The sequence below is a fragment of the Bacillus sp. AR2-1 genome (assembly GCF_008368755.1).
GTDB classification, from domain to species: domain Bacteria; phylum Bacillota; class Bacilli; order Bacillales; family Bacillaceae_G; genus Bacillus_A; species Bacillus_A wiedmannii.
This window is the reverse complement of sequence record NZ_QORY01000028.1, coordinates 100,264-121,080: the sequence shown is the minus strand read 5'-3', so window position 1 is coordinate 121,080 and position 20,817 is coordinate 100,264. Positions and strand designations below refer to the sequence as shown.

The window sequence follows — 20,817 nt, the reverse complement described above, 5'->3', positions numbered from 1 at the left end:
AATATGTAGCAATGTTATCTAATAGATCGAGGACATAAACAACTTATAACTTTTAAAGAAAATGTTATCTAGTTTTGAAGGAATAGACTAATAGTCTGGTGATGATGGCAGAGAGGTCACACCCGTTCCCATACCGAACACGGAAGTTAAGCTCTCTAGCGCCGATGGTAGTTGGGACCTTGTCCCTGTGAGAGTAGGACGTCGCCAAGCAATATTAATCCGCAGTAGCTCAGCGGTAGTGCTATCGGCTGTTAACCGATCGGTCGTAGGTTCGATTCCTACCTGCGGAGCCATTGGAGAGCTGTCCGAGTTGGCCGAAGGAGCACGATTGGAAATCGTGTATACGTCACAAGCGTATCAAGGGTTCGAATCCCTTGCTCTCCGCCATAGGATTTATAATATTTGGCCCGTTGGTCAAGTGGTTAAGACACCGCCCTTTCACGGCGGTAACACGGGTTCGAATCCCGTACGGGTCACCACTTTTGGAGGATTAGCTCAGCTGGGAGAGCACCTGCCTTACAAGCAGGGGGTCGGCGGTTCGATCCCGTCATCCTCCACCATATAAATTATATGAATAGTATTATCGCGGGGTGGAGCAGCACGGTAGCTCGTCGGGCTCATAACCCGAAGGTCGCAGGTTCAAATCCTGTCCCCGCAACCAAATGGTCCCGTGGTGTAGTGGTTAACATGCCTGCCTGTCACGCAGGAGATCGCCGGTTCGACCCCGGTCGGGACCGCCATTTTAATAAGGCTCGGTAGCTCAGTCGGTAGAGCAGAGGACTGAAAATCCTCGTGTCGGCGGTTCGATTCCGTCCCGAGCCACCATTTATCTTAATAATATACGCCGGCTTAGCTCAATTGGTAGAGCAACTGACTTGTAATCAGTAGGTTGGGGGTTCAAGTCCTCTAGCCGGCACCATGTAAGTTTCGGAGGGGTAGCGAAGTGGCTAAACGCGGCGGACTGTAAATCCGCTCCTTCGGGTTCGGCAGTTCGAATCTGCCCCCCTCCACCATTTACATAGGGGCATAGTTTAAAGGTAGAACTGAGGTCTCCAAAACCTCCAGTGTGGGTTCGATTCCTACTGCCCCTGCCAAATATATTTACACAACATGGCGGTTGTGGCGAAGTGGTTAACGCACCGGATTGTGGCTCCGGCATTCGTGGGTTCGATTCCCATCAGTCGCCCCATTTTTATTTTTAAAATTACAAATAATTTAATTGATACTTACATATAATTAAGTAAGAATTCGATGGGCTATAGCCAAGCGGTAAGGCAACGGACTTTGACTCCGTCATGCGCTGGTTCGAATCCAGCTAGCCCAGCCATTTTGCGGAAGTAGTTCAGTGGTAGAATACAACCTTGCCAAGGTTGGGGTCGCGGGTTCGAATCCCGTCTTCCGCTCCAATTTAATATGACATGCCGGGGTGGCGAACTGGTAAGGCAGAGGACTGCAAAACCTTTACCACCGGTTCAAATCCGGTTGCCGCCTTTCTTTTGTGCCGATGTGGCGGAATTGGCAGACGCGCACGACTCAAAATCGTGTTCCTTCGGGAGTGTCGGTTCGACCCCGACCATCGGTATCATAAACGAGGTAAAAAACTCTATACAATTAGTATAGAGTTTTTTTGTATTTTCTCTTCATTATATGACAAAATAAGTACAAAAAGTGTACGGTGAGTAGACTGCGAAACATTAAAAGGATAAAAACAAACATTCATTTTTATCCTTTTAATTGTGATATTCTATAAAATTCCAGCAAAATATTGTATATACAATATTCCCTTCGAGCACTCTAGAGAGAATTTCTCCACCCCGGTGACATGAAGTTAAATCCGACAGCACCAGTAGATATTAGTACATTATCAACGGTTAAGTTTGTAATTTCTAAAAACCTCTTTTCAAACTCTTCTTTGTTGTACTTGTACATAGTTGAGTGGCACGCCCACATGTGCGTTGAAGTACTCAACCAATCTCCTAATTCCTTTAATTCAGGAAATGACTCAAATTGAATTGGTTCATCTAATTTCATGAATCTCACTTGATAGATAGTTGGGTTTAACTTCTCTCCTATTCCTTTCAGACCATGTGCTTTTTTCTCATGTGAATGTGTCATAATTCTCCCTCCATCTCTCTTCAAATTTTTTCCTGTTTTTATTATACAACAATAGAAAGTAGTTATGGGAATATTATGGAAATATGTATCGGCTATATAAAAAGACTCTAACATTTCTGTTAGAGTCTTTTTTGTTAAATTATACTATGTGCTTCTAAAATTCGTAATAAATGTAGAAATTCATGTATAATATAACTTGTCGAAAGAACAAAATGATAGTAATTTATATTATGTCTGTAATATGAATCAAAAATGAACTTTTTATATTTCTTTTAAAAATGTGTTGAATACACATTATATTTCATATTAATATTTTTATGTAGATTTAAAACGGGAAAGAGAGTGGAAAGTATGGGTCGTAAATGGAATAATATTAAAGAAAAAAAAGCATCAAAAGATGCAAATACAAGCCGTATATACGCGAAATTTGGACGTGAGATTTATGTGGCAGCAAAACAAGGCGAGCCAGATCCAGAATCAAACCAAGCGCTTAGAGTTGTATTAGAACGTGCGAAAACATACAACGTACCAAGAACAATTATTGATCGTGCAGTTGAAAAGGCAAAAGGCGGTTCAGAAGAAAATTATGACGAGCTTCGTTATGAAGGATTCGGACCAAACGGATCTATGGTAATTGTAGATACACTTACAAATAACGTAAACCGTACTGCAGCAGATGTACGAGCTGCATTTAGCAAAAACAGTGGTAACATGGGTGTAAACGGTTCTGTAGCTTACATGTTTGATGCGACAGCTGTTATCGGTCTTGAAGGTAAAACATCAGATGAAGTTCTTGAAATTTTAATGGAAGCAGATGTTGATGCACGTGACATTCTAGAAGAAGAAGATTCTGTTATAGTGTATGCTGAACCTGATCAATTCCATTCCGTACAATCTGCACTTAAAGATGCTGGTGTTGAAGAATTCACAGTTGCAGAATTAACAATGCTTGCACAAAGTGATGTAGAACTTCCTGAAGATGCTCAAGTACAATTTGAAAAAATGGTTGATGCATTAGAAGATCTAGAAGATGTGCAACAAGTTTACCACAACGTAGACTTAGGAGAATAATACGATAGAAGCCCCTGTTCATTTAACGGATAGGGGCTTTTTTTCATGAAGTTAATTAAGAGGATGAATTAGTAAAGGTATTTTGCTTTAGACAGGGAATATGCTTATAGGGATATATGAAATAATCATTATTTCTAGGAGGTTTAATATGGAACATAAAACACCAAAGCATATCGTTGCTGTAGCAGGTTATTTAACAAATGAAAAAGACGAAGTGTTATTAGCTAAAGTACATTGGCGATCGGATACGTGGGAGTTGCCAGGAGGACAGGTGGAAGAAGGAGAAGCGCTCGATCAAGCTGTTTGTAGGGAAATAAAAGAGGAAACAGGATTAACGGTGAAGCCTATCGGTATTACAGGAGTTTATTATAATGCTTCCATGCACATTCTAGGTGTTGTTTTTAAAGTGGCATACGTGAGCGGTGAAATACAAATTCAGCCTGAAGAAATACAAGAGGCTAAATTTGTTGCTTTAAATGAAGAGAATATAGATGAGTATATAACGCGTCCTCATATGAAATCCAGAACGCTTGATGCGATGAGAGCAACACATTGTATTCCGTACGAAACGTGGGAAGTGCAGCCATATAATTTAATAGGTAGATTGTAAAGAAAAGAGTAGCCGGTTTGAGATACAATCAAATCACTACTCTTTTTTGTATACTGTTTAAGAAAAAGGTCAAAATAATAATAGTGCTAGTATTGATTTCAGGAACGTTTGTTCTGTGTAATGTATGATATATTGTATACATTTAGATTACTAGATACTTACAAATATATATTTTTGTAGATGATATAATGAAAATAGGATGTTTTAATAGGGAAGTATAGGCTTAAGGTATACTCTGTTATTGGTTTAGCATAATCTATATTCAATATTTCAGATGAATAGTAGATAAAAAAGGACTGTGATACAATACTTTTTTATACCTTACAATGATGTAAGGTACGTGTAAGAGAAATCGATGGGATATTTTTTTACAACAAGGTATTCTTAAAGTAAGAGTTATACGCTGTGTGGAAAAGAGGTGTTTAAGATGAAAGAACGAGTATTATCTAGGGTGAACTATCATCAAAAAGTTGCATTAAATCCAATGACTAAATTCTTTTATAAAGCCATTATTTTATTATTATTGTTAAGTTGTACGTTATTATTCATTGGAAATGTAATGATCGAGCAAAGTGATATTAGTAAATTACATGTACCTGCTAAGTTAGAGGTGCCAGAATCATTAACACATGCATTTATTGCGACAGAAGATAAAAGGTTTTATCATCATAACGGTTTAGATTATATAGCGATTGTCAGAGCGTCTGTTGAGAATATAAAAGCTGGTGGTGTTGTGCAAGGCGGAAGCACAATTACACAACAGTTATCCAAAAATGCCTTTTTAACGAATGAACGTACATTTTCTCGTAAGTGGAAAGAAATTTTTTATACGAAAAAAATTGAACGCACATTTACGAAGGATGAAATTTTAAAATTGTATGTAAGTAATATTTATTACGGAGAAGGAGCATGGGGAATTGAAAAAGCAGCAAACCTTTACTTCGGTAAAAAGGTGAGCCAATTAACGTTGGCTGAAAGTGCAATGATGGCTGCTGTAGTAAAGGCACCCGCTTATTACTCACCTGCACAAAATTATGATAAGGCCGTAGAGAGACGAAATGTCGTTTTGAGATTAATGGAGAAAGAAGGCTATATCAATCATAATGAGTATGTGCAAGCAGTTAGTGAGAAGTTAGTAATTCGTCATGATATAAAAACAGAGCAGTCGATGTTAAAGAGTGCTCGTGAAAAAGCAGTAAGCTAAAGGAAGTTCCTACATAGGAGCTTCCTTTTTTTGAATAAATTGTGACAAATTGTGACACAATATCGTCACAATTATTGTGTTTTTGTAATTTATGTGAGCGTGTTCATTGCGTGACGTATATAAGTGTTGATATTATGTGTATTGTGTACAATGCTGTATACAGAATATGAATTTAAAGAGGAATGTATATGAAATCAAATAAACTCATGGCTCTTGGTGTAGTTTTTTCTATCGCAGTATTGATTGTAATCGGAACAATTGCGTATAGCATCATAAATGACAAAAAAGATAAAGGGAATGAGATGTTTGCTTATTCCACACAACAATCTTTAGGGAAAGATGATGCCCCAGTTAAGGTAGTTGAATTTGGAGACTTCAAATGTCCTGCTTGTCGTACTTGGGATGTAACAGTATTACCACGATTAAAAGAAGAATATATCGATAAAGGTAAAGTGCAGTTATACTTTATTAACTTCCCATTTATCGGAAAAGACTCTGATTTAGGTGCAGCAGCTGGTGAAGCAATTTATAAACAAGATCAAGATTCATTCTGGATTTTCTACGATGAGATTTATCAAAGTCAAAAGAAAGACACGGAAGAATGGATTACAGAAGAATTACTTCTTAACATTGTGAAAGAGAAGCTTCCGAAAGTTGATGTAGAACAATTTAAGAAAGATTTACACAGTAAAGAAATAAAAGAAAAAGTACGTAAAGATTCAGATCGTGCTCAAAAATTAAAAGTTCAAGGTGCTCCTTCAGTATATATAAACGGAAATCTTGCAAACCCTGATTTCGATAGTATGAAGAAGGCGATTGATAAAGAATTGAAAAAGTGATGAGATACTCATCACTTTTTCGACTTTTTTCGATAAAATTCTTGCTTCCGTTTTTTTTACATGCTATACTACTTTACATAAGTTATTCTAATATCTTATATTTATTTCATATTTGCGGGTGTAGTTTAGTGGTAAAACAAGAGCCTTCCAAGCTCTGGTCGAGAGTTCGATTCTCTTCACCCGCTCCAAGTTTTATTAAATGTTTTTCTATAAATTGTGATCAACGCAGTGTTTCGTTTCTAAGATAAACGAGGCATTGCGTTTTTTAATGTTTGAAAAACATAATTGTATGCGAAAATAGAAGTAAAGAATAGTATTCCAAAAGTGAATTGCTAACCAATATAGTCGTTACATAAGGGATGGATTCATCTGAGGAGGCGATTAGGAATGGATTTTGAACAATTAAAGCAAGATGTCATTGCGTATAGTAAAACAATTGGTATAGATAAAATAGGCTTTGCTAGTGCCTCACCATTTGAGGAATTAAAGCAGAGGTTAATCCAGCAACAACAATTAAATTATCAATCGGGATTTGAAGAGTCTGATATAGAAAAGAGAACGAACCCACAGCTTCTACTACCTGGTGCAAAATCAATTATTGCGATTGCATTAGCGTATCCTTCAAAATTAAAAAATGCACCATTAAGTAAGCGCGGAGAACGCCGCGGTATTTTTTGTCGTGCCTCTTGGGGACAAGATTATCATCTTGTTTTACGAGATCGTTTGCAAAAATTAGAAGCATATTTAATCGAAAAACTTCCCGATATAGAAGTTAAGTCAATGGTTGATACGGGTGAATTAAGTGATCGAGCTGTTTCGGAGCGTGCCGGTATTGGATGGAGTGGTAAGAATTGCGCTATTATTACACCTGAATTTGGTTCGTATGTATATTTAGGAGAAATAATTACAAACGTTCCCTTCCCACCAGATCAGCCGATAGAAGATCAATGTGGAAGTTGTACAAAATGTATTGATGTTTGTCCTACAGGCGCTTTAATACAAGGAGGACAGTTAGATTCGAAGAAATGTATTGCATTTTTAACACAAACGAAAGGATTCCTACCGGAAGAATACCGCGACAAAATAGGAAATCGTATTTATGGATGTGATACATGTCAGACTGTTTGTCCGAAAAATAAAGGAATGGATTTTCATAATCATCCTGAGATGGAACCAGATCCTGAGTTAGTTAAGCCGTTATTAACACCACTTTTAACAATTAGCAATCGTGATTTTAAAGAGAAATATGGAATTATGTCTGGTTCATGGAGAGGTAAAAAGCCGTTGCAACGAAATGCAATTTTGGCACTTGCGCATTTTAAAGAGGCATCAGCAATTCCAGATTTAATTGGTGTTATGAAAGACGATCCAAGACCAGTACTTCGCGGAACAGCAGCATGGGCACTTGGGAAAATTGGTGGAGATGGCGTGGGCGAAGCTATTGAAAAAGCGATGCAACGTGAGAAAGATGAAGAGGTTCTTCATGAAATGAATCGCGGACTTGAATTGTTAGCGCAGAAAAAAGAGTAGATAATATCTCCCTTCTTCATATTGTAATATGGGAGGGAGACGAAATGGTTGTAAAAATAAATATTGAAAAGCAAGTACAACAATTTTTAGCATATGTAACAGAGAAACGAACAAATGTAGATGGTATTGCTGAAGATTTATTACAAATAGCACAGAGAAAGAAACAATTGTTTCAAAAGCGTAATGCAGAGATAGTGAAAGCAACTGCGGATGTTTCTTTCATGAGACAATTAAATAATAGCAATCATCAAGAAATTGATTATCAAATACATTTTAAATATTTAATTAAGCATAAAGAATTATTTTATATCGAAGAGGAACAACTAAAACGAAGAGTTTGTTTAAATAATAGTCGGGTAATAGGTGATTATGCTATTGAAGTGCCAGAAGCAGTTGGAATGAGTGAGACGTTAGAAAGGGAAGTTACAAAAGAGAAGTATGGTTCTTATCAGTACAACCGTTTAGAGGCGGTTAAATATGCAGAGCGTTGGTGGGATGATCGAAACCCTGTATATCGTAATTTCCCTGATAATTGTACGAATTTTATTTCTCAATGTCTTCATACTGGAGAAGTACCAATGAATGGATATCCTAATATTCGCAAAGGATGGTGGCAAAGGGAGAATCAGTGGAGTTGGAGCTGGGCTGTCGCACACTCTTTTTATTGGTATTTGTCAGGTGCTACAACAGGGCTTCGAGCTGAAGCGGTAGAAAGGCCAGAGGACCTTATTCTTGGTGATGTCATCGCTTATGATTTCGAGGATGATGGTAGGTGGAATCATACGACGATTGTAGTAGCAAAAGACGCAGATGGTATGCCACTTGTAAATGCACATTCAGCGAATAGCCGTCGGCGTTATTGGAACTATGAAGATTCTAGTAAATATACACCACAAATGAAATATAAATTCTTTCATATTATTAATGGGTAGAGATTTTTCGCTCAAGTGGTATAATACGTAGTAGACAAAAAACAGAGGTGAATATCGCGTGGGAGTACATGTTGTTTTATATCAACCAGAAATTCCAGCAAATACAGGGAATATTGCTCGTACTTGTGCAGCAACTGGAACAGAATTACATTTGATTAGACCGCTTGGATTTTCAACGGATGATAAAATGTTAAAGCGTGCAGGATTAGATTATTGGCAGCACGTGAAAGTTACGTATTATGATTCAATTGAAGAATTTTATGAGAAAAATAAAGACGGTGAATTCTTCTATTTAACAAAGTATGGCGAGAAAGCTCATACAGCATTTGATTATAGCAAACGTGAGAAGGATTACTATTTTGTATTTGGAAGAGAAACAAACGGCTTACCAGCTAATGTAATCGAAGAAAATTTCGATCATTGTTTACGTATTCCAATGACTGATAAAGTGCGCTCATTAAATTTATCTAATACAGCAGCTATTTTAATTTATGAAGCATTCCGTCAACAAAATTATCCGGGATTAGATTTAGAAATTGTTTATTAAAAGTCGCCATATGGCGACTTTTTTTCTAAAAATAAAAATAATATGTAATCATACATTTAAAAAAGGGTACATATTCATATAGAATGGGATATATGAATAAAAATAGATTAGACGGGTTGAGATAAATATGAAGGAACAATATAATAATCAAAATACCTTTTTAAGTATGATAGATATGGATTTAATAAGAAGAGGACTATTACATGCTATTCAAGATTTAGTATTTATTGTGAAAGTTATGGATGAGGAAACCTTTAAATATATTTATGTAAATAAGATAGGTATGGATTATGCGAAGCTAGGCGAAGAATGTTATGGAAAAACGTTTGCTGAAGTATTATCAGAAGATACGGCGGAAATATTGCGAGTGCAATATGCAAAAGTAGCGAGCGAAGCGAAAGCACATACCTTTTGTGATGTAGTTAGTTTACCAAAGGGTGAGTTACATTATGAATCTTCACTTAATCCTGTATTCGACGAAGAAGGAGTATGTCAGTTTATTATTTGTATTACGAGGGATATCACAGCTCAGATTGAGGAAAAGGCAGAGATAGAGGAAAAACAAATGTTGTTTAAGTCGTTATTAGAATATAATAATGACTCCATTATATCTATGGATTCTATAGGTAGAATTACATATGCAAATCCAGCAACGTATGAAATATTTGGATATCGATATGAAGAATTACATAATAAATTTATTTTTGAATTTATTAATAAGGAATATGAAAAAGATTTTCAAATTATATTTAAAGGAGCCCTGCAAGGAAGGGCAAAACAAATTGTTTCAAGGAAATATGTTCATAAAGAAGGGTACGAGCTCTATATTTCTTTGAGAACTATTCCGATTATTGTGAACGCCGAAATTGTTGGGGTATATATTGTTACGAGGGATGTTACAAGGCAAGTATTGAATGAAATGCGAACAGAATATTTAGCTTATTATGACCAATTAACAGGATTAATGAATAGAATTTCATGTGCAAATAAGTTAAATGTTTTTTTAAATGATAATACAGAGTTTGCACTTGTTTTTATAGATTTAGATGAATTTCACCTTATTAATGATACTTTTGGTCATAAAGAAGGAGATAAAGTATTACAAAAAGTTACAGAATGTTTAAGCAGTCTTCAAATAGACGGTATGCACTTATTTAGAGAACACGATGATCAATTTGTTATGTTAATAGAAAATATAACGAAAGAACGTGTAGAGATAGTTGCAAAAAGCATACTAAAAAAGATTAGTGAACATTTTGTAATCGAAGAAGAGGACGTCTATTTAAGTGCGTCAATCGGAATTGTAATGGCTCCAACAGATGGAGAGGATGAAAAAATATTATTCCAAAGAGTTGATGCTGCTTTGGAAAAAGCAAAAGAAAAAGGAAAAGGGCATTATCAGTTTTATTGCAGTGGATTAGATTGTGAGCGTGAACAAAGATTTATAATAGAAAACCAATTGCATCGTGCTATAGAAAAAAATGAATTCTGCTTGTATTATCAGCCACAAATGAATATTGAAACGAAAAAAATAGCGAGTATGGAAGCTTTAATAAGGTGGGAGAATAAAGAATTGGGATTTGTCTCTCCCAATCAATTTATTCCGCTAGCAGAAAGAACAGGATTTATTATTAAGCTTGATGAATGGGTAGTAAATGAAGTGTGTCGGCAAATACGTGAATGGTTAAATAAAGGATATGAAGTTGTCCCGATTGCAGTTAATATTTCAGCCAGGCACTTTCGCTCGATTACATTAATAGAGATGATTACACGGGCGTTACATAAGTACAATGTACCAGCTCATCTATTAGCGATAGAGGTTACAGAAGGAGCCCTTATGCATAAAGACATATCGAAAAGGGTATTGCTACAATTAAAAGAACAAAATTTAAAGATTCATTTAGATGATTTTGGGACGGGATATTCATCTTTAAGTTATTTAAAAACGTATCCAATTGATACGTTGAAAATCGATCGTTCTTTTATGGAAGGTATACATGTGGATGAACGTGATACGAATATTACAGCTGCAATTATTCATTTAGCTCATACTTTGGAATTGAATGTAATTGCAGAAGGTGTAGAAAAGGCGGAACAAATACAATTTTTGAAGGAAAAGAATGTGAAGTTTGTGCAAGGTTATTATTATAGCCGACCTTTATCAAAATATGATGTGGAAAATGTGTATTATAAATGATTGATAAAAAAAGTGATGTGCTAAGAAGCACATCACTTTTTTTGTGTACCGGGTTTATCATTGTAACCAGATGTGAAAATAGCTGTAAGAAATGTGAGTGATACACCTAAAATTAATAATAATTTCATACTAATATCCCTCCTATTTTTCAGTTTACGAATCTTAAATATGAATCAAAATGTATGTAAGGTTCTTGGAAGAAAAGAATTTATTTAAAATGAATAGAGGTGTAAAAACTTTAATACCTATATTATACAGAATTTTCTTTGAATTTTGGAGAGAATTTTATAGCACTACTGTATATTTCATTTTGATTTAAAGAATGTTTAAGGACATCCTAGCATACCTTTTATAATAATCCGATTGAACAAGGAGATGGGGGAGGAGCTATAATGGATATTCTAAAAAAGATTGAACAGCATCGAGCAGCAGAAGAACGGTTACAATGGGAAGGTACGTTTGCGGAGTATTTAGAGCTTGTGAAGGAAAGACCATGGGTGGCTCAAACAGCACACTCTCGCATTTACAATATGATAAAAGATGCTGGAATCGAAGAAGTAGATGGTAGAAGAAAGTATAACTTCTTTAGTAATCAGCTATTTGGATTAGAGGATGCTTTAGAACGTCTTGTGGAGGAATATTTTCATCCATCTGCAAAACGATTAGATGTTAGAAAACGTATTTTATTATTAATGGGTCCTGTTAGTGGCGGGAAATCAACATTAGTTACGATGCTGAAACGAGGATTAGAAACATATTCACGAACAGATCGAGGCGCAATTTTTGCAATTAAAGGCTGCCCAATGCATGAAGATCCACTGCATTTAATTCCGCATCATTTACGGGATGATTTCTTTGGTGAGTATGGAGTTAGAATTGAAGGGAATTTATCGCCATTAAACGTAATGCGTCTAGAGCAAGAATATGGTTCAAGAATTGAGGATGTAGTTGTAGAGCGTATTTTCTTCTCGGAAGATCGCCGTACAGGGATTGGTACATTTAGCCCGTCTGATCCTAAATCACAAGATATCGCCGATTTAACAGGTAGTCTGGACTTTTCAACAATCGCAGAATATGGTTCAGAATCAGATCCACGAGCGTATCGCTTCGATGGAGAATTGAATAAGGCAAACCGTGGGATGATGGAATTCCAAGAGATGTTAAAATGCGACGAGAAGTTTTTATGGCATTTATTATCGCTTACGCAAGAAGGGAATTTCAAAGCGGGAAGATTTGCGCTTATTTCAGCAGATGAATTAATTGTAGCGCATACGAATGAAACGGAGTATCGTTCCTTCATAGCAAACAAGAAAAATGAAGCATTGCACTCAAGAATTATTGTAATGCCAGTTCCATACAATTTACGAGTGAGTGAAGAAGAACATATTTATGAAAAAATGATTCGTGAAAGTGATGTATCCAATGTGCATATTGCACCGCACACACTTCGCGTTGCAGCAATGTTTACGATTTTAACTCGTTTAAAAGATCCGAAGCGTCCAGATATTGATTTAATTAAAAAGATGCGTTTATATGATGGAGAAACGGTAGAAGGCTATAATGCGATTGATGTAGAGGAGCTGCAACGTGAATATCAAGATGAAGGTATGAGAGGTATTGACCCTCGTTATGTTATTAACCGAATTTCTTCTACAATTATTCGAAAAGAGGTACCATCTATTAACGCATTAGATGTACTTAGATCGCTCAAAGACGGGTTGGATCAGCATCCGTCAATTAGTAATGAAGATCGAGAGCGTTATATGAATTTCATCTCATTAGCGAGAAAAGAATATGATGAAATTGCGAAGAAAGAAGTACAAAAAGCATTCGTGTATTCATATGAAGAATCAGCGAAGACACTTATGGATAATTACTTAGATAACGTTGAAGCATATTGCAATAAATCGAAATTACGTGATCCATTAACAGGTGAAGAAATGAGTCCAGATGAAAAGCTAATGCGCTCAATTGAGGAGCAAATTGGAATTTCAGAAAATGCTAAGAAAGCATTCCGTGAAGAAATTTTAATTCGCATTTCTGCTTATGCGCGTAAAGGAAAACGCTTTGATTATAATTCACATGAGCGTCTTCGCGAAGCGATTCAGAAAAAACTATTTGCTGATTTAAAAGATATAGTGAAAATTACAACATCAACGAAAACGCCAGACGAAAATCAGCTTAAGAAAATCAATGATGTTGTTGCACGCTTAATTGATGAGCACGGCTATAATTCTTCATCTGCGAATGAATTATTACGCTATGTAGGTAGTCTGCTAAACCGATAGTTTGATAACAAAACGCTGTCTCTTGTATTTTGCGGGACAGCGTTTTATTATCCATTTATATGTGTAAAGTGTCATACCTTGTCCAAATGTAATAAATTAAGATACAATTTCATGAATTTATTGTCAATTATTTTTACAATATGCATATGATAGAGTAACCAACCATTCATACGAAAAAAGCCAACACAATACAATATGTTGCAAAGTGTAAATGTGTGCAACTATGCATTGTGTTTCTTTCTTATCAACGGCTGAATATTTCTTTCTAGTATGTGAGTGGCAAAATTTTGTTTAGGATGCTCGGAGTATTATATGAAAAACGTTATATATGTTTATGGGATGAATTTCGATGGGCAGTTATCTTTCATTCTAGCTTGCACAGTATAAAACAAAATTTCTAGCTTACTGTTCATAAGGGAAGACAATTACAGTAAGGAGGGAAAGAAATGGGTGAAGAAAACCAACCAAATTATACGATTTCACAGGAAAACTGGTCCCTCCATCGCAAAGGATATGACGACCAACAACGCCATCAAGAAAAAGTACAAGAGGCAATTAAGAATAATTTACCCGATCTTGTAACAGAAGAAAGCATAGTTATGTCTAATGGTAAGGATGTTGTAAAAATACCGATTCGTTCTTTAGATGAATATAAGATTAGGTACAATTATGATAAAAACAAACACGTTGGGCAAGGAAATGGTGACAGCAAAGTTGGTGATGTCGTTGCGAGAGATGGATCAGGTGGTCAAAAGCAAAAAGGACCAGGAAAAGGGCAAGGAGCAGGGGACGCGGCTGGAGAAGATTATTATGAAGCTGAAGTCTCTATTTTAGAATTAGAGCAAGCATTTTTCAAAGAGTTAGAGCTGCCTAATTTAAAGAGAAAAGAAATAGATGAAAACCGGATTGAACATGTTGAATTTAATGACATTAGAAAGACTGGATTATGGGGAAATATCGATAAGAAACGAACGATGATATCCGCATATAAACGAAATGCGATGCGTGGTAAAGCCTCTTTTCATCCGATTCACCAAGAAGATTTAAAGTTCCGTACTTGGAATGAAGTATTAAAGCCAGATTCAAAAGCTGTTGTATTAGCGATGATGGATACGAGTGGATCGATGGGAATATGGGAGAAATATATGGCACGTAGCTTCTTTTTCTGGATGACGCGATTTCTACGAACGAAGTATGAAACAGTAGATATTGAGTTTATTGCCCATCATACGGAGGCAAAAGTAGTTCCAGAGGAAGAGTTTTTCTCAAAAGGAGAAAGTGGCGGAACGATATGTTCTTCTGTATATAAAAAAGCACTCGAGCTAATTGATAATAAATACTCACCAGACCGCTATAATATTTATCCATTCCATTTTTCAGACGGTGATAATTTAACATCAGATAATGCTAGATGTGTAAAGCTTGTCGAAGAGTTAATGAAGAAGTGTAATATGTTTGGATATGGGGAAGTGAACCAGTACAACCGCCATAGTACCCTCATGTCAGCCTATAAAAATATTAAAGATGAGAATTTTAGATATTATATTTTAAAGCAAAAAGCAGACGTATTCCATGCGATGAAGAGCTTTTTTAAAGAAGAAACCGGAGAAAAAATGGCATAACCCCCTTAAAAAGGGGTTATTTTTTTGTTAACTTTTTATTTTTTTAGTTGACATTGATAATGAAAATCATTATCATTTATTCGAGATATGATTACATTTAGATTTATATATTTTGGAGGAGATGTAAAGTTGAAAAAAAATAAAAGAAAACATATAAATGCGATGATTATCGCTGCGGCGTTATCACTTCCATTTGCCACGTATTCAACGCCTGCTTTAGCGGCAGTAGCAATTGAGGCTAATAAAAAGGGCTATGCTTTAGAAGATGGTACATATGATGCTGTTATGAAAGCATATAAAGATAAAACGAATGAGGAGTCTATGGCAGCTGTTTATATAAAGGATCCTAAGTTAACGATTGAGAATGGAAAGAAAATGGTAACGGCAACGTTAAGTGATAGTGATTTCTTCAAATACTTGAAAACAGAAGATATTCATACTCCTGGTGTGTTTCATGATGTAAAAGTAATATCAGAAGATAAAAAGAAAAACGGAACGAAAGTGATTCAGTTTGAAGTAGGAGAATTAGGAAAAAGATATAATATGCAAATGCATATTTATATTCCGACAATGGCCTATGATAATAAATATCAAGTGCAGTTTGAAGTAAATGCTTTAAATTTAGAAAATAATGTTCCAGAAAAGCAAAAGGAAAATAAAGAGGATCAACAGGATGAAGACGGAAATGTAATATTAGATAAGCAATTACAAAGGCATATTAATAAGTATAATTTAAATAGAGAGAATCTAAATACGCCAATAACTAAGGAAGATTTATTAAAAGTTAAATCTTTAATAGTCGTTGAAGCGAAAAGTAAAGGAATACAAGACGTAACTGGTTTAGAATATATGACGAACTTAGAAACCTTAACATTGGAAGAAGTTAAGTTAGAAAATATACAATTTATCTCGAGTTTGAGACAATTGAAATCATTAAGTATAACTTATGGTGAACTTAAAGATATTGGACCTTTGGCTGAGTTAGAACATATCGAAAGTTTAAGCTTGAGAAACAATAAAATCTCGGATTTAAGCCCATTGAGTCAAATGAAGAAGATCAAAATGCTAGATTTAAATAGTAATTATATAAAAGATATTAAACCATTATTTACAGTAACAACTTTAAAGACTTTGACTGTAGCAAATAATCAAATTAGTAATGCTAATCTTGCTGGGATTGAGCAATTGAAGAATGTGAAGAGTTTATCTTTAAGCAACAATGGACTGACTAATATTGAACATATTACACCAATGAAAAAGTTAGTAGAGTTAGATCTTTCTAAAAATGAATTAGAAAACATCGAACCTGTATCAAGATTGTCTACCGTACAATCACTTAATTTAGAAGAAAACTATATCTCAGACATAACGCCACTTAGCCACTTAACAGGTTTATACGATTTAAAGCTAGGGTCAAATGAAATTCGTGATGTTAGACCGGTTCAAGAGTTAGGGAAAAGAATGTACATTGATATTCAAAGACAAAAAATCTTTTTAGATGATGTAGAAAAAGATAAGGAAGTTAAAATACCTATCTATAATTTACAAGGAGAGCCACTCGATACTGTTCAATTAAAGAATGGAGATGGAGTAGTTAATAATGGTTCTGTTAAATGGAGTACTACTGGTGAAAAAACATACGAATTTCTGTTGGATATAAAACCAGAAGAGAATCGTATTAAGTTTAATGGAACAGTAATTCAAAATGTTGTTGAAAGGTTAGATGAAATAAAAGGAAATGATGAACAAAAGGAAAATATAATTCTTGATAAAACTTTACAACAACATATTAATAAAGAGAATTTAGGTAGAGAGAATTTAAACGCTCCTATCACAAAAGAAGATTTATTGCAGATTAAAAAATTAGAGATACTTAAAGAAAAAGGGGAAAATATAAAAGATATAACAGGTTTCGAATATATGATGAACTTAGAAAAACTTACTTTAGAAGGAGTAGGTTTGAAGAATATTGAATTTATCTCAAACTTAGAAAAGTTGAACGATGTGAATGTATCTCATAATCAGATTGAAGATATAACACCACTATCTTCATTAAAAAGTTTACAGTGGTTAAATCTTGCTGATAATCAAATTAAAGATGTTTCAGTTCTTAGCCCAATGTTAGACCTACTCAGTTTAAAATTAGCTGGAAATGAGATTCGTGATGTAAGGCCGTTAATACAATTAGGCCAATGGTTTTCAATTGATGCCGGCAGACAGAAAATCTTTTTAGATGAAGCAAAAGTAAATGAAGAAATTCAAGTTCCTGTATATGATTTAGAAGGAGAAATTATTGAGAATATTAAACTGACAAGTGAGGGTGGAACATTTAATAACCGAGTAATAAAATGGAGTACTCCAGGTGAAAAGGTGTATAAATTTGATTTAGATTCGGATGAAATTAGTATAAGTTTTAACGGAACAGTAATCCAGAATATAGTTGAAAAAGAAGAAGAAAAAGAACCAGCAAAAGAAGTTGAAGAATCAAAAGAAGAGCCAAAAGAACCAGCAAAAGAAGCTGAAGAATCAAAAGAAGAAGTAAAAGAACCAACAAAAGAAGTTGAAGAATCAAAAGAAGAAGTTGAAGAACCAAAAGAAGAAGGGAAAGAACCAACAAAAGAAATTGAAGAATCGAAAGAAGAAGAAAAAGAGCCAACAAAAGAAGTTGAAGAATCGAAAGAAGAAGAAAAAGAGCCAACAAAAGAAGTTGAAGAATCGAAAGAAGAAGAAAAAGAGCCAACAAAAGAAGTTAAAGGATCGAAAGAAGAGGTAAAAGAACCAACAACAGGAGTTGAAGGATCGAAAGAAGAAGAAAAAGAGCCAACAAAAGAAGTTGAAGAATCGAAAGAAGAAATCAATCAATCGGCACCAGTTCAAGAACAAAACGTGAATAATCAAGTTGTGAAAGAAAAAGTAGTAGAGAATCAAAGCATGAAAGAAAATAAACCAGTTGTTAATAAAGAAGAAGAAAGTAAGAAATCGCTAGGAGCAACAGGTGGACAAGCGAATACATCAACTTTACTTTCGGGTGTAGCATTAGTTCTTTCAGCACTGAGTATGTTTGTATTTAGAAAGAGATTATTTAAGAAATAAAAACGTTTTATCTTATTATAATGTAAAATAATTATGTGAGTTTTTGAGAAGACATTATCATGGCGATTTCATTTTGAAATATGCTTATGATGATGTCTTTTTTAGAAGGATATAAATGTAAAAGGTGTAAATATATTAGAGAAGGAGGAGAGGTTATGCATGTCAGTTCTATTTTGAAAACTGAAGAGGTGGCATCATTTATTGCAAGTATGAATAAAGATGCTACTCATTATGTTGGTTATTGTGGAGACGAGAAAGAGGAGTTATTACAGACAATTATCCATGATTTTTCTGATATAGGATGGGAACAATCTTTTGTTGTTACTTATGAAAATAATAAAATAATAGGTGTATTAGGATTTGATGTGGATGAAGTGAAAAAATGTGCAGAAATATGGGGGCCGTTTATTATTGTAGAGAATTGGGAAGAAGTTGCTTTACATATGTGGAAGGAACTTATAGAAAAGATGCCTTTTCATATTGAGAAATTTTATGGTTTTTATCATGTGGAAAATAATAATTGTGCTCGCTTAATGAAGGATTTACATGCTAAAGAACAAGATCGACATAGTATTCTCATTTTAAAAAACATTCCAAGAAAACGTGTTATATGTAATGTAGAAGAGGCTTTACCAAAAGTATTTGAGCAGTTTATCGCTTTACACAATAATGTTTTTCCTAATACATATTATGAAGGAATTGAAATTATCGAACGTTTAAGTGATACGAATAAATTATTTGTAAGTATGAAGAATGATAAGTTAGAAGGTTATGTATATGTTGAAGTAAATCCGGAGTTTCAAGAAGCGAATATCGAATTTATTGCAACGACTGAAAATAGTAGAAGAAAAGGTGTTGGAGAGCGCTTATTACAAGGGGCAATTCAGTATATTTTCTCCTTTCAAGGGATGAGAGAGATAGAACTATGTTTGAATACGAATAATGATGGTACGATGAAGTTGTACAAGAAAGTAGGTTTTGAGGAGAAAGCATGTTTACAACACTATATAATAGAGTAAAAACCCATTCGTATGAAAATTATATTTCATACGAATGGGTTTTATTTAATTTATTTTGCAGCCCTCAGTAATAATGGATTCAGGACTAATCGGAGGACCGAATTCTTCTTTAGGAGAGGTGCTAATCGTTACATAACCTTCTTTATTTTTTGCGGAACTTCTTTTGCTTGTAAATTAACATCTTCTTTTCGAAGCTCCTTAAAGAGCGAAATGACCATAAGAACAACTACGATAGAAAATGGTAGCGCGGCAATTATAGCTGCTATTTGCAGTGCATTTAATCCTCCAGCTTGTAATAAAATAGCAGCAATTATCGCGATTGTTAATCCCCATATAAGCTTTAAACTATTTTTCGGTGATAAGCTTCCGTTACTCGTTTGCATTGAAACAACAAATGTTGCCGAGTCAGCAGAAGTAACGAAAAATGTGGCTACTAAAATTAACCCGATAATTGTTAAAAATGTAGAGAACGGTAGGTGTGAAATAACAGCAAATAATCCAATCTCTGTACCATTTTTTGCGATTTCATCAGCTATACCAAGCGATTGGAACATTTCCATATGGATAGCGGTACCGCCAAATACTGCAAACCAAAATGTACAGATAAGAGTTGGGACTAATACAACTCCAATAATAAATTCTTTTATTGTACGCCCTTTAGAAATACGAGCGATGAATGTACCGACGAATGGAGACCAAGAGATCCACCATCCCCAATAGAAAATAGTCCAGTTTTCAATCCAAGAAGAAGATTTTTCATTAAATGCTCCTAAATTTAATCCCATACTAGGTAAAGCTCCGATATAAGAACCGAGTGTAGATGTGAAATATTTCATAATAAATACAGTCGGTCCTAAAAGTAAAAAGGAGACGAGTAAAATACCTGCAAGAGAGAAATTTAAGTTACTCAAATATTTAATCCCACGATCTAAGCCTGTTTGTGCACTTGTTAAATATAAAACAGCGAAGATGGCGATAAGTACAAGCTGTGTAAGTACAGTGTTATGAATAGAAGGGAATAAATAGCTTAATCCTCCGGCGATTTGTTGAGCACCAATCCCAACAGATGGCACAATACCGAATACTGTGGCTAAAACAGCCAAAATATCGACTGTTTTTCCGATAGGAGAATTTTTCGATCGATTAAATAATGGAGTAACTGTAGCCCCAATTGTGCTACCTTTTTGTTTACGGAATGTGAAATATGCAATTGTTAAAGCAACCATCGCGTATAGTGACCACGGAAAGAGTCCCCAGTGGAAAAATGAATATTGCATAGCGAGTTTGGCGCTTTCCTCTGTACCTGCTTTTCCTGTTAATGGATCTGTAAAATGTGAAATCGGTTCAGTGATTCCATAAAAGAGCAATCCAATTCCCATTCCTGCTCCAAACAACATGGATAGCCAAGATGGATAACTATACTGTGGTTTTTCTCCATCTTTACCAAGACGAATAGAACCGTACTTAGAAAATGCTAAATAAGTGGCTAAAATAATCATTGCGGTCATAAGTAGAGAGTAAAACCATCCAAATTTATTGAGGATAAATGAGTTTAAGGAAGATGTAACACTTTGCAAATCATAGCCTTGTATCCAACTTGCCGGGGTAATTCCCCATATAATGAATAATGTTGTTAGCAAGATGGAGATATAAAATACACTGTTTTCTTTTTTTATCATAGAATCCCACCTTTGTTTAATAAAGTTAACAATTATATTAACTATAACAATTAAAAGGTTAATTGTCAAAA

14 protein-coding genes, 15 tRNA genes and 1 rRNA gene are annotated in these 20,817 nt (G+C 34.9%); 28 read left to right on the top strand and 2 right to left on the bottom strand.

All coding sequences use genetic code 11. The annotated features are described in order from the left end of the window. Nucleotides 1-94: 94 nt before the first annotated feature. The 15 genes from rrf (at nucleotide 95) to DT250_RS26490 (ending at nucleotide 1,582) form a co-directional block, all read left to right on the top strand. Nucleotides 95-210, top strand: a 5S ribosomal RNA gene (gene rrf / locus DT250_RS26560). Nucleotides 211-218: 8 nt separating this feature from the next. Continuing rightward, nucleotides 219-293, top strand: a tRNA-Asn gene (locus tag DT250_RS26555). Between the two features lie 2 nt (nucleotides 294-295). Continuing rightward, a tRNA-Ser gene (locus DT250_RS26550) sits at nucleotides 296-387 on the top strand. A 17-nt stretch (nucleotides 388-404) separates the two neighbouring features. Continuing rightward, nucleotides 405-479 (top strand) — tRNA-Glu (locus DT250_RS26545). A 5-nt stretch (nucleotides 480-484) separates the two neighbouring features. Then, nucleotides 485-560 (top strand) — tRNA-Val (locus DT250_RS26540). A gap of 24 nt (nucleotides 561-584) precedes the next feature. After that, nucleotides 585-661, top strand: a tRNA-Met gene (locus DT250_RS26535). 3 nt (nucleotides 662-664) lie between these two features. Continuing rightward, nucleotides 665-740, top strand: a tRNA-Asp gene (locus DT250_RS26530). Between the two features lie 9 nt (nucleotides 741-749). Then, a tRNA-Phe gene (locus DT250_RS26525) sits at nucleotides 750-825 on the top strand. 18 nt (nucleotides 826-843) lie between these two features. Continuing rightward, a tRNA-Thr gene (locus tag DT250_RS26520) sits at nucleotides 844-919 on the top strand. A 10-nt stretch (nucleotides 920-929) separates the two neighbouring features. Beyond that, nucleotides 930-1,013: transfer RNA gene (locus tag DT250_RS26515), tRNA-Tyr, on the top strand. Between the two features lie 7 nt (nucleotides 1,014-1,020). Further along, nucleotides 1,021-1,094 (top strand) — tRNA-Trp (locus DT250_RS26510). 19 nt (nucleotides 1,095-1,113) lie between these two features. Then, a tRNA-His gene (locus DT250_RS26505) sits at nucleotides 1,114-1,189 on the top strand. Nucleotides 1,190-1,252: 63 nt separating this feature from the next. Next, nucleotides 1,253-1,327: transfer RNA gene (locus tag DT250_RS26500), tRNA-Gln, on the top strand. A 4-nt stretch (nucleotides 1,328-1,331) separates the two neighbouring features. Then, nucleotides 1,332-1,406: transfer RNA gene (locus DT250_RS26495), tRNA-Gly, on the top strand. Nucleotides 1,407-1,500: 94 nt separating this feature from the next. Further along, nucleotides 1,501-1,582 (top strand) — tRNA-Leu (locus tag DT250_RS26490). 212 nt (nucleotides 1,583-1,794) lie between these two features. Here DT250_RS26490 and DT250_RS26485 read toward each other — a convergent pair. After that, complete coding sequence (locus tag DT250_RS26485) at nucleotides 1,795-2,115, bottom strand: DUF3884 family protein (protein ID WP_046956772.1); 321 nt, start codon at nucleotides 2,113-2,115, stop codon at nucleotides 1,795-1,797. A 351-nt stretch (nucleotides 2,116-2,466) separates the two neighbouring features. Between DT250_RS26485 and DT250_RS26480 the strand changes: the two genes are divergently transcribed. From DT250_RS26480 to DT250_RS26420, 13 genes are all read left to right on the top strand, one after another. Continuing rightward, nucleotides 2,467-3,186, top strand: a complete 720-nt coding sequence (locus DT250_RS26480; RefSeq protein WP_000532975.1) for a YebC/PmpR family DNA-binding transcriptional regulator — start codon at nucleotides 2,467-2,469, stop codon at nucleotides 3,184-3,186. Between the two features lie 148 nt (nucleotides 3,187-3,334). Then, the gene (locus DT250_RS26475; RefSeq protein WP_061673522.1) at nucleotides 3,335-3,796 is read left to right on the top strand and encodes an NUDIX hydrolase; all 462 of its coding nucleotides are present in this window, start codon (nucleotides 3,335-3,337) and stop codon (nucleotides 3,794-3,796) included. Between the two features lie 427 nt (nucleotides 3,797-4,223). Beyond that, the gene (locus DT250_RS26470) at nucleotides 4,224-5,000 is read left to right on the top strand and encodes a transglycosylase domain-containing protein (protein WP_048541849.1); all 777 of its coding nucleotides are present in this window, start codon (nucleotides 4,224-4,226) and stop codon (nucleotides 4,998-5,000) included. A 188-nt stretch (nucleotides 5,001-5,188) separates the two neighbouring features. After that, entirely contained in the window at nucleotides 5,189-5,839 is a 651-nt protein-coding gene (locus DT250_RS26465) for a DsbA family protein (RefSeq protein ID WP_000841323.1), read from the top strand. 114 nt (nucleotides 5,840-5,953) lie between these two features. Continuing rightward, a tRNA-Gly gene (locus DT250_RS26460) sits at nucleotides 5,954-6,027 on the top strand. 199 nt (nucleotides 6,028-6,226) lie between these two features. Beyond that, nucleotides 6,227-7,369, top strand: coding sequence for a tRNA epoxyqueuosine(34) reductase QueG (gene queG / locus DT250_RS26455; RefSeq protein ID WP_048541846.1), 1,143 nt, complete (start codon nucleotides 6,227-6,229; stop codon nucleotides 7,367-7,369). A 44-nt stretch (nucleotides 7,370-7,413) separates the two neighbouring features. Next, nucleotides 7,414-8,301 (top strand): amidase domain-containing protein, encoded by an 888-nt coding sequence (locus tag DT250_RS26450; RefSeq protein WP_000260555.1) that lies wholly within the window; start codon nucleotides 7,414-7,416, stop codon nucleotides 8,299-8,301. Nucleotides 8,302-8,359: 58 nt separating this feature from the next. Next, nucleotides 8,360-8,848 (top strand): tRNA (uridine(34)/cytosine(34)/5-carboxymethylaminomethyluridine(34)-2'-O)-methyltransferase TrmL, encoded by a 489-nt coding sequence (gene trmL, locus DT250_RS26445; protein ID WP_000538149.1) that lies wholly within the window; start codon nucleotides 8,360-8,362, stop codon nucleotides 8,846-8,848. A 127-nt stretch (nucleotides 8,849-8,975) separates the two neighbouring features. Next, a complete protein-coding gene (locus DT250_RS26440) occupies nucleotides 8,976-11,045 on the top strand; it encodes a sensor domain-containing protein (protein ID WP_088610253.1) in 2,070 nt (689 codons plus the stop codon). Between the two features lie 392 nt (nucleotides 11,046-11,437). Continuing rightward, nucleotides 11,438-13,333 carry a PrkA family serine protein kinase gene (locus DT250_RS26435; protein WP_000353275.1) on the top strand — a complete coding sequence of 632 codons (1,896 nt, stop codon included), beginning with the start codon at nucleotides 11,438-11,440 and terminating at the stop codon, nucleotides 13,331-13,333. Between the two features lie 446 nt (nucleotides 13,334-13,779). Continuing rightward, on the top strand, nucleotides 13,780-14,955 hold the full coding sequence (gene yhbH, locus DT250_RS26430; protein ID WP_046957378.1) for a sporulation protein YhbH: 1,176 nt from the start codon (nucleotides 13,780-13,782) through the stop codon (nucleotides 14,953-14,955). A 129-nt stretch (nucleotides 14,956-15,084) separates the two neighbouring features. After that, entirely contained in the window at nucleotides 15,085-18,048 is a 2,964-nt protein-coding gene (locus DT250_RS26425; protein ID WP_149213946.1) for an NEAT domain-containing protein, read from the top strand. A 155-nt stretch (nucleotides 18,049-18,203) separates the two neighbouring features. After that, nucleotides 18,204-19,067: a GNAT family N-acetyltransferase gene (locus tag DT250_RS26420; protein WP_088061758.1), complete on the top strand. Its 864-nt coding sequence runs from the start codon at nucleotides 18,204-18,206 to the stop codon at nucleotides 19,065-19,067. Nucleotides 19,068-19,195: 128 nt separating this feature from the next. Here the strand turns inward: DT250_RS26420 and opuD are convergent, their stop codons facing one another. After that, nucleotides 19,196-20,746, bottom strand: coding sequence for a glycine betaine transporter OpuD (gene opuD, locus DT250_RS26415; RefSeq protein ID WP_046956767.1), 1,551 nt, complete (start codon nucleotides 20,744-20,746; stop codon nucleotides 19,196-19,198). Between the last annotated feature and the right edge of the window lie 71 nt (nucleotides 20,747-20,817).

Bases quoted from the DNA above. Each gene is read 5' to 3' on its own strand.
- DT250_RS26450 (WP_000260555.1), top strand. From the start codon at position 7,414: ATGGTTGTAAAAATAAATATTGAAAAGCAAGTACAACAATTTTTAGCA.
- DT250_RS26420 (WP_088061758.1), top strand. From the start codon at position 18,204: ATGCATGTCAGTTCTATTTTGAAAACTGAAGAGGTGGCATCATTTATT.
- queG (WP_048541846.1), top strand. From the start codon at position 6,227: ATGGATTTTGAACAATTAAAGCAAGATGTCATTGCGTATAGTAAAACA.
- DT250_RS26435 (WP_000353275.1), top strand. From the start codon at position 11,438: ATGGATATTCTAAAAAAGATTGAACAGCATCGAGCAGCAGAAGAACGG.
- opuD (WP_046956767.1), bottom strand. From the start codon at position 20,746: ATGATAAAAAAAGAAAACAGTGTATTTTATATCTCCATCTTGCTAACA.
- DT250_RS26440 (WP_088610253.1), top strand. From the start codon at position 8,976: ATGAAGGAACAATATAATAATCAAAATACCTTTTTAAGTATGATAGAT.
- DT250_RS26470 (WP_048541849.1), top strand. From the start codon at position 4,224: ATGAAAGAACGAGTATTATCTAGGGTGAACTATCATCAAAAAGTTGCA.
- DT250_RS26480 (WP_000532975.1), top strand. From the start codon at position 2,467: ATGGGTCGTAAATGGAATAATATTAAAGAAAAAAAAGCATCAAAAGAT.
- yhbH (WP_046957378.1), top strand. From the start codon at position 13,780: ATGGGTGAAGAAAACCAACCAAATTATACGATTTCACAGGAAAACTGG.
- DT250_RS26465 (WP_000841323.1), top strand. From the start codon at position 5,189: ATGAAATCAAATAAACTCATGGCTCTTGGTGTAGTTTTTTCTATCGCA.
- DT250_RS26485 (WP_046956772.1), bottom strand. From the start codon at position 2,115: ATGACACATTCACATGAGAAAAAAGCACATGGTCTGAAAGGAATAGGA.
- DT250_RS26475 (WP_061673522.1), top strand. From the start codon at position 3,335: ATGGAACATAAAACACCAAAGCATATCGTTGCTGTAGCAGGTTATTTA.